We start from the raw sequence: 10,700 nt of genomic DNA on the forward strand, positions 1-10,700 counted from the left end.
ATTTACTCCATGCCGGGGATATCCGCGACGGCTTCGGTAGCGCGGTCGGGCGACAACGCCGGCGACGTCCATCGGGCGACGCCGGGCGGAGGGGGAAGTTCGAAGTCGCGGTAGCGCGCGGGATTGCCCTGCATCCCGGCTTCCGCGGCCTTGATGATGTTGTACATCTCGCGTGAGGTGACGTAGTGCAGCACGTGGCGCTGCCCGTCGTTGTAGGTCGTTTCGAGATGGTCGTGCATGGCGTGCATCGGGTCGCCGAGCAGCGTGTCCATGTCGCGCTCCTGCGTGCCGTGCGTGTGGATCTTGATGAAGATCCAGTCCGGCCGGCCTTCCACGTGGATGCCCGTGCGCACCCAGGCGTCGACGCGTTCCGGCGTGGGCGGGCAGCTGTGGCGGACATCCGAGTTCTCGATGCGCGGCATGATCAGCTTGCGACGGCGCTTCCAGTCCAGCCCCAGCGGGCCCTGCACGATCATCAGGTCGCCGCTGGCCGTACCGCCGACTTTCACCGGCGTGCCGGTGTTGTGCGACTTGGGACAGCAGGGATCGTCGGTGGCGTAGTAGATCGCATTGATCGTACGCGTCTGCGTTTCGCTGGGGGCGGAGGGCAGGGTGAAGTCGGCGTAGCAGCCGAGTTCGCGCAACAGGATCAGCTCGTTGTTGAGACCGCACCAGCGGCCATCCGCGCGCGAGTTGTCCAGCGACCAGTTGCCGTGGATGAAGCCGAAGCGCAGCTGGCCGGTTTGCGGGTCGCGCGACAGCGCGCCGTGGCGCGCGTGCAGCAGTTCGTTGAAGCGCGAGATGGTGGCGCAGAAATTCTCGGGCGTGTCGTTGTCGTGGTGCAGGTGGATTTCGATCTCGCCATAGCCCTGCGCGCAAAGCCCGGCGATCTTGTCCAGGTGCTCGGGCAGGTATTCCTCTTCGGGATAGAAGAAGGTGTGCTGCGGCGGCCTGCCGTCGGCGTCGCGGTGGCGCGAGGCCATGGCCGGGTAACCTGTGTGCCAGCGATCGACGCGGCGGCGCTGGGTCTCGAGATCCACACGACCCCATGCCGGCTCGTAGTGATCGACGAAGCAGAACATGATGTGCGTCGGCCCCTTGACCGCGGCACGCGGGCGCCGCCGCAGATAGCTGCCCAGCCACACCTGCATGTTGCGCGAGCGGATGGCCAGCCATGCCACGACGCAGAACGCCGCCACGAGGATGATCAGTGCCAGCCCTGCCACGCCCAAGAATTGGTTCATTGCAGATCCCCTGTCAGCGGCCGCGCTGCCCTGGCTGAGGGCTGCGTGCTGCGTTGTCTTGCGTCATGCAGGCAGCGCGCGAAAAGTGAAACCGCGCTGCTTCCACTCGGGCAGCAGCTTTTCGAGCATGCGGCGTGAGCAGTCGCTGTCGTCGTGCATCAACATCACGTCCCCAGCGCGAGGCGGTGCCGCGCGCAGGCGTTCGGTCAGTTCGTCGGGCTCGCGTTTCTGGTAATCGAGCGTGTCGTATGACCAGTAGGCCAGCTTGCGGCGGCTGAAGGCGAAACGCAGCGTCAGCAGCAGCGAGAACACGCCGCGCGGCGGCCGAAACCCGTGGTGGCTGCGTCCGTCGAAATGGGAGAGCACCTGGTCGGTGCGTTCCACTTCCACCCATTGCTCGGTGTGCGTGAGCGCATCGAACATCGGGTGGCTATAGGAGTGGTTGCCGAGCGAGTGGCCCTCTTCGACGATCCGTTCCACCAGTTGCGGATAGCGCTCCGCCTCGCGACCGATCAGGAAGAAGGTGGCCTTGGCCCCGTGCCTGCCCAGCAGCTCGAGCAACGCGGGCGTGTGGTCCGGGTTGGGCCCGTCGTCGAAGGTGAGGTACAGCGCCTGGTCCAGATTGGGCGCACGCGTGAACACCACGGCATGTGGCATCCATTGCAGCAATTGCATCTTTTTCGGTCGGAGAGTCATCACGACAGTTCGCACGGAAAGGATGTGAAAGGGCCGGCCTTCGAGAGTTTTCCCGGAGGCAGGTCGATGGCGGAGGCAGGCCTCCGCTGGTGACCACTGTGTCGCCAAGTGGCCTCGATATCCATTGGGCACATAGTCAATGGGGCATGCGACCGAAAGGCTATGGCGAACGGCCGATGGACCCTTCGCCGCCGTTGCGGCACTGCGTGAAAACAGCGCAAATCAGCGCTTTTTCGGCATCGGCCTTGGCAATTCGACTTATGGGAGCACCTGGGGCATTGCGCTAGGCTCGTGTTGTCGACATCGGGCCGAACCCATGTCCGAAAGACCCGGCGGCGCCGCATGGTTCGCGCGCCGTCTCTGCTTCTGCTGATCAACGTGTACAGGGGACAGGTCATGCTGGTTACACGCCCACCCCTCGCGCGGGAGGGGGCATGCTAGAGCGTTACGGCGTCGTCTATTTCGGCAACGACTGGTTTGCCGAGAACCGCACCAGCAGCCATCACGTGGCCACCCGGTTGGCCGCGCATATGCCGGTGCTCTACGTGGATTCGCCGGGCATGCGGGCGCCGCAGGCCAGCGGCCGCGACCTGCGCCGGGCGTTCCGCAAGTTGCGCGAGGCACTGCGCGCGCCGCAGCGCGTGGATACCAATTTCTGGCATTGCACCGTGCCGCAGCTGCCGTTCCGGCGCATACCGGGCGTGCCGCTGTTCAACCGCCTGTTCAGCCAGTGGGCGCTGCGCCGGGCCATGCGCGTGCTGGGCACGCGCCAACGCATTTCATGGTTCGTCACTCCGCACCCGGGGTTCCTCGCGCGCCGGCTGGGTGAAAGCTTCTGTGTCTACTACTGCATCGACGACTACGCCGCACATCCCGGTGTGGATGCGGAAGTCATCGCGGCCAGCGATCTTGCCCTGACGCAGCGCGCGGATATCGTGTTCGTGGCGCCCCCGGCGCTGCTGGCGACCAAGCAGGCGCAGAATCCGCAGACCCGTTTCTCACCGCACGGCGTGGATGCCCAGCTGTTCGCGCGCGCCTCCGATCCGGCGACGAAAGTCCCCGAGCTCGCGCGGAATCTGCCCGGTCCGGTGATTGGTTACTTCGGTTCCATCCATGAGTGGATCGACGTGGAACTGATCGCCTGGCTGGCCCGCTCTCGCCCCGAGTGGACGTTCCTGCTGGTGGGCTATGCCGCCATCAAGGTGCCCGAACTCGAGGCGTTGCCGAACGTGGTACTGGCGGGCGCACAACCCTATGGCAGCCTGCCGGCGTGGGCCAAGTCGTTCGATGCGGCGATCATTCCGTATCGCCGCAACCGGCAAGTGGAAAACGCCAATCCGCTGAAGCTGCGCGAATACCTCGCCACGGGAAAACCCGTGGTGGCCGTGGGCAATCCGGAAATAGCCCGCTTCGCCAGCGTGGTGCGCATTGCCGATGGCCGCGAGGATTTCCTGGCCGGCCTGGAACAAGTGCTGGCCGATGGACCGCACAAGGGTGCCGCCGAGCGCATGGCTGCGGTGGCCGATCAAACCTGGGATCGCCGTGTGGAGGAGGTGTTGCGCGAAGTCGCCACCTCGCTCGCCACGGTGGACATGACGCTTGCTGACCAACGGATACCTGGATGAATGCTTCTGTCGATCAACGCCTGCGCATCGGCATCGTGGGTGCCGGCTACGTCGCGCGTTACCACATCGAGGCGCTGAAGCGGCTCGACTACGTGCAGGTCGTTGGCATCTGCGATCTCGATCGCGAGGCCGCCGGCAAACTGGCGCAGACCTTCGGCATCGAGTGCGTGGTATCGGACCTGGCCGAACTGGCCGACTGCCGCCCGCATGCCATCTACGTGCTCACGCCGCCGTCCAGTCACTGCGCGCTGACCTTGCGCGCGCTCGATATGGGTTGCCACGTGTTCGTGGAAAAGCCGATGGCCGATTCGGTGGCCGAGTGCGACGCGATGATCGCGAAGGCGCACGAGAAGGGATTGGTGCTGTCGGTCGATCATTCGGACCTGTTCGATCCGATGGTGATGCGCGCGAGGGAGCTGGTGGCTTCGGGCGCCTGCGGCGACCTGGTCGCCGTCGACGTGTGGCGAAGCTCCGACTATCCGGCCTACGGCGGCGGCCCGCTGCCGGGTATGGTGGCGCAGGGGTCTTACCCGTTCCGGGACCTGGGCGTGCATGGTTTGTATACGTTGGAAGCGTTTCTCGGGAACATCGGACAGCTCGATATCCGTTATCGCTCGACGGGAAAATCCAGCACGCTGAAGTTCGACGAGTGGCACGCCACGGCGGAGTGCGCGAGCGGCACCGGTCGGGTGATGCTTTCGTGGAATATCCGGCCGATGCTCAACCGCATCGTGGTGCAGGGCACGCGCGGGGTGATCGAGATCGATCGCTTCCTGCAGGTATGCCATGTACGCCGCGTGCTGCCCGGTCCCAAGTTCATCGGCATCGTGCTGGGCGCGTTCTTCGATGCCGTGCGCGATGTGTTCCGGATTCCCTGGAACGTGCTGCGTTTTGCCACGGGACGGTTGAAATCCTCGCCTGGCATCCAGGCCGGCGCACAAGCGTTTGCGCAGGCCCTGCGCGATGGCAAGGCGCCGCCGGTGAGCGCCGAAGATGGGCGGCGTCCCATCGCCCTGATGGAAGCTGCCTGCCGTCGCGCCGATGAAGAGCGAAAGCAGGAACTGGAAGCGCGCTACGAGACGCTGGCGCCGGTCGACGCGTTGGTAACGGGTGCATCGGGTTTTCTCGGCCGGGCGTTGCTGGGCGCGTTGAGGCGCAATGGTCAGCGTGTGCGCGTGCTGGTGCGTCGGCCCGATCCGCGGCTGGCTGCGTTGGCCGATCAGGTCGTCGTGGGCGATCTTGGCGATCCGCGCATCGTGGAGCATGCGGTACAGGGCGCCGGGACAGTCTTTCATGTCGGTGCGGCGATGGGTGGCGGTCCGCGCGATTTCGAGGCGGGCACCGTTTGGGGTACCCGCAATATCGTCAATGCCTGCCTGCGGCACGCGACGCAGAAGCTGGTGTATGTCAGCTCGATGAGCGTGCTCGATCATGCGGGACGCGATCCGGCCATCGCCATCCACGAAGGTTCGGCGCTGGAGCCGCATCCGGATTGGCGCGGCAGTTATACGCAGACCAAGCTGACCGCCGAGATGCTGGTCCGCGATGCGGTTCGTGAGCATGGCCTTCCGGCCGTGATCCTTCGGCCGGGCCAGATCATCGGGCCGGGATCGGAGAACACCACGCCGAATGGCACGCTGGCCATTGCCGGTCGCTGGATCGCGGTGGGCTCGCCGTCGCAAACACTGCCGTTGGTTTACGTGGACGACGTGGTCGACGCCCTGTTGCTCGCCGCGCATGCACCGGCGGCGCAGGGGCAGCTGGTGCACGTGGTCGATCCGGCTATCGTGACGCAGGGCGAATATCTCGAGCGCGTGCGTCGCAAGCGGGGCAAGGGATTGCGGCTGATGCGCTGGCCGACCTGGTTGTTGCTCACGCTGGCGGTGGGTGTGGAGGGGCTTGGCAAGGTGTTGCACTGTGCGGTGCCGTTGACGCGTTATCGCGTGAGGTCGTTGCGGCCGTTGGCGAATTTCGATCAGCGGGTGGCGAGGGAAGTGTTGGGGTGGGAACCGCGTGTGGGGTTGAGGCGGGGGATGGATGTGATGTTTGGGGATGAGGTGGTGGGGGCTGAGGGTGGGGTAGTGGTGCCGGTGTCGGATAAGTAGGGGGCGTTTATTTCGCCCATTGGTTCTGCGATTTTTTTGCTCGTCATCCCGGCGCAGGCCGGAGGCGCTTCTCAACAGCCGAATGGCTGGTCATCCAGAGCCTCGGTGATTGGTTGTCGCGTTGACGCCAGCTTGATCGCCTGCCGCGGGCTTCCGTCCTCCTGCCGGAGGCCGGGTCACTTTCTCTTGCTTGCCCAAGAGAAAGTAACCAAAGAGAAGGGCCCCCCGGATGACGCGCCTTCCGGGCTTCGCCCTCCAGGTGCGCGGGTGGGTTGCGGGGTTTTTCGACAGGGCATCCTGCCCTGGCGAAAAACTGGCCGGCATCCATGCCGGCCACCCTGCGGGCTGATCCTCCACCCACCCGCCGCGTCATACGGGGACCCCTGAGAGCCAAGAGCCAAGAGCCAAGAGCCAAGAGCCAAGAGCCAAGAGCCAAGAGCCAAGAGCCAAGAGCCAAGAGCCAAGAGCCGGAGCTAAGAGCGAGAGCTGCGGGGCTACTGTGGGAGCGCACTTGTGCGCGACAAGCCGACGGAGCGGTACATCCATGCGTGGCTGTCGCGCACAAGTGCGCTCCCACAGAAAGCACACAGGTTCCCGCGAGCACCCGCCCCTCACCCCGGCCCTCTCCCCGGNGCCAAGAGCAAAGAGCCAAGAGCCAAGAGCCAAGAGCCAAGAGCCAAGAGCCAAGAGCCAAGAGCCAAGAGCCAAGAGCCAAGAGCCAAGAGCCAAGAGCCAAGAGCCAAGAGCCAAGAGCCAAGAGCCAAGAGCCAAGAGCCGGAGCTAAGAGCGAGAGCTGCAGGGCTACTGTGGGAGCGCACTTGTGCGCGACAAGCCGACGGAGCGGTACATCCATGCGTGACTATCGCGCACAGGGTGCGCTCCCACAGAAAAAACCAGACGTTTCCGCGAGCACCCGCCCCTCACCCCGGCCCTCTCCCCGGCGGGGAGAAGTGGGGTGCATCGCGAAGACAAGCCAAGGGCGATGCGAAGCGGGCCTCCGCTTTAAGTCCTCAGCGATTCGGGCGCGTTGCGCAGCGCATTGAAGTACCCCTGGGGTACCCTCCCATGGAGATCCGGTGGGACGCGCCTCAACCGTTCGTGCTTGGATTCAACACGATGCTGCCAGCTTTAAAGGCCATTTCTTTGGGTTACTTTTCTTTACTCCGGGCATCCTGCCCTCTGCCCTTCGGGCCGGCTTCGCCGTTCGCATGCGCTCCTGCGCATGCGTGGGCCAGCAAAGAAAAGTGACTCGGCTGCCGGCAGGCAGTCGAAACGCCCGCTGCGTAAGCGGCCCGGTCGCGGGAACGCCCGGTCGACGCCAGGATAACGAACCCAAAAAGAGCAAAGTGCGAACGCTCCCCCACTCACGACGCCGAATAATTCACCCGCCCCATCCGACTCATCGCCGCCGCCTGCAAAATATCGCCCAGCTGCTGGATGTTCTCGTCCCAGCGAAAACGGCTGGCATGCGCCGCAATACGGCCAGAATCCCAAGGTTTGCCGAGCGCGTCGACGAGAGCGCCCTCGAGGCCGATGCGGTCGTGAGCGTCCACCAGGATGCCCGCATGTTCGGGCAGCACTTCGGGGATGCCGCCCACGCGTGTCGCGACTACGGGTGTGCCGCAGGCCATCGCTTCGAGTACCACGTTGGGTACGCCCTCGTTGTGGCTGGGCAGGCAGAGCAGATCCGCGGCGCGGAACCAGTCGCCGAGGGCGAAGTGTTCGACGGCGCCCACCAATCGCACGCGCGCCGCGCAGCCCAGCGCGGCGGCGCGTTGAAGGAGTGCTTCACGCGCTGGGCCCGAGCCGACGAACAGCAGGTTTGCGTCGGGATGCGTGGCCAGCACGCGCGGGAAGGCTTCGAGCAGGTCGAGGCAGCCCTTGGTGTCCTTGAGGTTGCCTACGTAGAGCAGGATGCGTTCGTCCTGCGGCAGCGCGAGTTTGGTGCGTGCATCGCTGAGCGGGCCGGGTGTGAACAGGTTCGGTTCGACGCCGTTGTAGAGCACGTGCACGCGCGCCGGATCGACGCCCATCGCTACCGCCTTGTCGGCGAGTGCCTGGCTCACCGCCACCACGCCCTGTGCACCGCGCAATGCATGTCGAATCTGCGGGCGAATCAGGGCTTGTTCGGCCTTCACGTTGAGATCGCTGCCGTGCACCTTGACCACATAGGGAATGCCCAGGTGACGTGCCAGCCAGCTCGCGGCGGCGGCATCGGGATAACCCCAGCTCAGCAGCAGGCAGTCGTAGTGCGCGCGGCGCAGGCGGCGCAGTTTCTGGCTCAGCAGGGAGACCAGCCAGCAGGCGGCGTGCAGCGAACGGCCGAGCAGCGGCGGGTAGAAGAACACGAACTGCTCGGCGTTCACGTTTTTCACCGAGAACGGAGCGCGCTTGCGACCGAAACGTTCGCGGAAATCCACGGCGGTGATCACATCCACGTCGTGGTGTTTGCCCAGTCGCTCGAACTGCTGGCGATTGAACGGACTGCGCAGCGGGTCCCACGGCGACGGGAACAGGTTGGTCAGCACGAGCACCTTCAGTCGCACGATGCATACTCCATGGCCTGATAAAGGCGTTCGTAACGATCGGCCATGGCTTCCAGCGAGCCATGCTTTTCCACCCAGTCGCGCGCGGCCCGGCCATAGGCGGAAGCGCGCAGCGGTTCGCGCAACAGCAACAGCATGGCTTCGGCCAACGCGTCGGGGTCGCCGGCCGGCACGAGTTGTCCCGTGCGTCCGCTCTGCACGATTTCGCCGTTGCCGCCCACGTCGGTGGCGATGATCGGCAGCGCCACCGCGCAGGCTTCCAGCAATGCCATCGAGTAACCCTCGCTGGCCGAGGATAGTACGAACAGGTCCAGTCCCTGCAGCAGCTCGCGCACGTCGTTGCGATCGCCCAGGAAACGCACGGCCCCGAGCACGCCTTCCTGTTCGGCGCAGCGTTCCAGATCGGCGCGCAGTTCGCCGTCGCCGATCAAGAGCAGCACGGCGTGCGGATGCTGCCGGTGCAGCTGGCCGAACGCGCGGATCAAGCCGGCCTGATCCTTGGTCCAGTTCAAGCGGCCCACGTTGCCGACGAGGAAGGCGCGTTCATCCAGCCCCAGCATCTGCAGCAGGCGCTGGCGCATTGGGGCGGAGGCGGGGGCGAAGCGGTCCACTGCAATGCCGTTGGGCACCACCCGCGTCGTCGCCTGTGGAAGCAGCCCGCGCGACAGGCCATTGCGCTTCGCTGCCTCGCATACCGTGACCACGAGGTCCGTGCGCGACAGCGCGCGACGGTAGAGCCATTCCTTGCGGCCGGTATGCTGGCCTGCGCCCATGCCATGGCGGGTATTGAGGATGCGCAGCACATCCAGGCCGCATGAGGCGAGCACGGCTTGATAGTGGGCCATCGCGTTGTGTGTGTGGAGCACATCGGTGTCGTGGCGGTCGATGGCCCAGCGCGCGCGGGCGAGTGCGCGAAGATCGATGCCGCGTCCCTTATGACAAGCCACTACCGGTATGCCGACGACATCCAGCTCGTGCGCCAGCGAACCGGTCTCGTACAGGCACACGACCTGGCATTGATGGCCTTGCCGCTGTTGCAGCTGCACCAGGTCGAGCACCATGCGTTCCAGGCCGCCGCGGTTGAGATTTTCCACCACGTGCGTGATGTTCATGCCAGCTCCGACAGCGTGACGCGCCGCTTGCCGCTGCGCGTGAGCGGGATCTCGTCGACGAAGCGGTAGTCCAGCGCCACGCTGTCGCCAAGCACCTTGGCGGTTTCGCACTGGATGTATGCGATGGAGGCGTCGTCGAAGGCGTCGCCACGCACGATGGACAGTTCCAGCCGGTCGAGCTGCCGTTGCACCAGCTGGAAGCGCAGCAGCCCCGGCACGTCCTTGAGCATGTGCGGAAAGAATTCGCCAGGCAGGATGCGGCCATCCGGCGTGCGGATGGCATCGAGCACGCGTCCGTCGATGCGTTCGAGCAAGGGCAGGCCGCGACCGCAGGGACAGTCGTGCGAGCTCGAGGCGGAGGCGAGGTCGCCGTTGACGTAGCGGATGAACGGCATGCCGTAGTTGGAGAGATCGGTGACGGCGACTTCGCCGGGACCGTCCGCGACCGGCTTGCGCTCGGCGCCCAGCAGCTCGACCACCAGGTGATCGGCATTCACGTGCAGGCCGTGGTGATGCCCGCACTCGGAGGCAATCAGCATGAATTCGCGGCAGCCGTAGGTATTGAAGACGGGGCTGCCGAACGCCTGATGGATGATCTCGCGCTGGTGCGGATGCAGCGCCTCGGCGGCACCAATCACGCTGTCCGGGCGATGCACCTTGCGGCCGGTTTCCACCATCCACTTGGCCAGCTGGGCCAGCGGGTTCACGTAGCCCACGATGATGGACGGACGGTATTGGTCGATGGCGTCGGCGTAGGCGGCCAGGTTCGACTCGGTCATCTCGAAGCTGTTGAGCACGCGGCGCGCGAACAGCGCGTTGTAGAGATTGTCCTTGAGCTGGTGCGCACGTCCCGGTGTGCCGACCGTGCCGGCCCACAGATACAGCGTGCGCCGCCCCGGGCGTGCGCCGGCCCAGCCGTAGCCGCGCCACATCACGGCGATGCGGCGATCGTAGCTTTCGCGCGTGTAGCCCAGTTCCAGCGGCTCGCCGGTGGAACCGCCGGTGCGCTTGAACAACAGGCGGCCCTGCCACGACGAGGCCTGCAGGTCGGCGAAGTTCTCGCGGATGTCGGCCTTGGTCAACACGGGCAGCCGCGCGTAGTCGTCCAGGTTGCGGATGTCTTCGGGCTGGATGCCCAGTTCGCGCCAGCGGCGACGGTAATAAGGCACCTCGCGATAGCTGTGCTCGATCAGCGCCTTCAGGCGCTGGAATTGCAGCGCGGCAATGGCCTCGGGCGAATACCACTGGTCGCGCTCGTAGGACGCCAGCCAGGATAGCGTGCTGCGGCGTCGAAGGCCGCTCTCGTAAGCAGGATAGAGCACGCGGCGAAAAGCCTGCTCGTACCATCCACTCATGGCGAATACTCCGTCAG

7 protein-coding genes are annotated in these 10,700 nt (G+C 65.4%); 2 read left to right on the forward strand and 5 right to left on the reverse strand.

Annotated elements, in window-relative coordinates:
- Nucleotides 1–2: 2 nt before the first annotated feature.
- A complete protein-coding gene (locus ISP20_RS08700; RefSeq protein WP_204635642.1) occupies nucleotides 3–1,244 on the reverse strand; it encodes a hypothetical protein in 1,242 nt (413 codons plus the stop codon).
- A gap of 63 nt (nucleotides 1,245–1,307) precedes the next feature.
- Complete coding sequence (locus ISP20_RS08705) at nucleotides 1,308–1,919, reverse strand: polysaccharide deacetylase family protein (protein ID WP_239535447.1); 612 nt, start codon at nucleotides 1,917–1,919, stop codon at nucleotides 1,308–1,310.
- A 455-nt stretch (nucleotides 1,920–2,374) separates the two neighbouring features.
- Here ISP20_RS08705 and ISP20_RS08710 point away from each other — a divergent pair, with 455 nt between their 5' ends.
- Complete coding sequence (locus tag ISP20_RS08710) at nucleotides 2,375–3,565, forward strand: glycosyltransferase (protein ID WP_204635643.1); 1,191 nt, start codon at nucleotides 2,375–2,377, stop codon at nucleotides 3,563–3,565.
- A complete protein-coding gene (locus ISP20_RS08715) occupies nucleotides 3,562–5,670 on the forward strand; it encodes an NAD-dependent epimerase/dehydratase family protein (RefSeq protein WP_204635644.1) in 2,109 nt (702 codons plus the stop codon). The genes ISP20_RS08710 and ISP20_RS08715 overlap by 4 nt, the downstream gene beginning before the upstream one ends.
- Before the next feature lie 1,364 nt (nucleotides 5,671–7,034).
- Here the strand turns inward: ISP20_RS08715 and ISP20_RS08720 are convergent.
- The 3 genes from ISP20_RS08720 to ISP20_RS08730 are packed head-to-tail and all read right to left on the reverse strand — an operon-like array spanning nucleotide 7,035 to nucleotide 10,683.
- Nucleotides 7,035–8,216, reverse strand: coding sequence for a glycosyltransferase (locus ISP20_RS08720; protein ID WP_204635645.1), 1,182 nt, complete (start codon nucleotides 8,214–8,216; stop codon nucleotides 7,035–7,037).
- Nucleotides 8,207–9,328: a glycosyltransferase gene (locus tag ISP20_RS08725; RefSeq protein WP_204635646.1), complete on the reverse strand. Its 1,122-nt coding sequence runs from the start codon at nucleotides 9,326–9,328 to the stop codon at nucleotides 8,207–8,209. The genes ISP20_RS08720 and ISP20_RS08725 overlap by 10 nt, the downstream gene beginning before the upstream one ends.
- Entirely contained in the window at nucleotides 9,325–10,683 is a 1,359-nt protein-coding gene (locus ISP20_RS08730; RefSeq protein WP_204635647.1) for a phenylacetate--CoA ligase family protein, read from the reverse strand. The genes ISP20_RS08725 and ISP20_RS08730 overlap by 4 nt, the downstream gene beginning before the upstream one ends.
- Between the last annotated feature and the right edge of the window lie 17 nt (nucleotides 10,684–10,700).

The sequence above is a fragment of the Dyella kyungheensis genome, assembly GCF_016905005.1.
Lineage (GTDB): Bacteria > Pseudomonadota > Gammaproteobacteria > Xanthomonadales > Rhodanobacteraceae > Dyella > Dyella kyungheensis.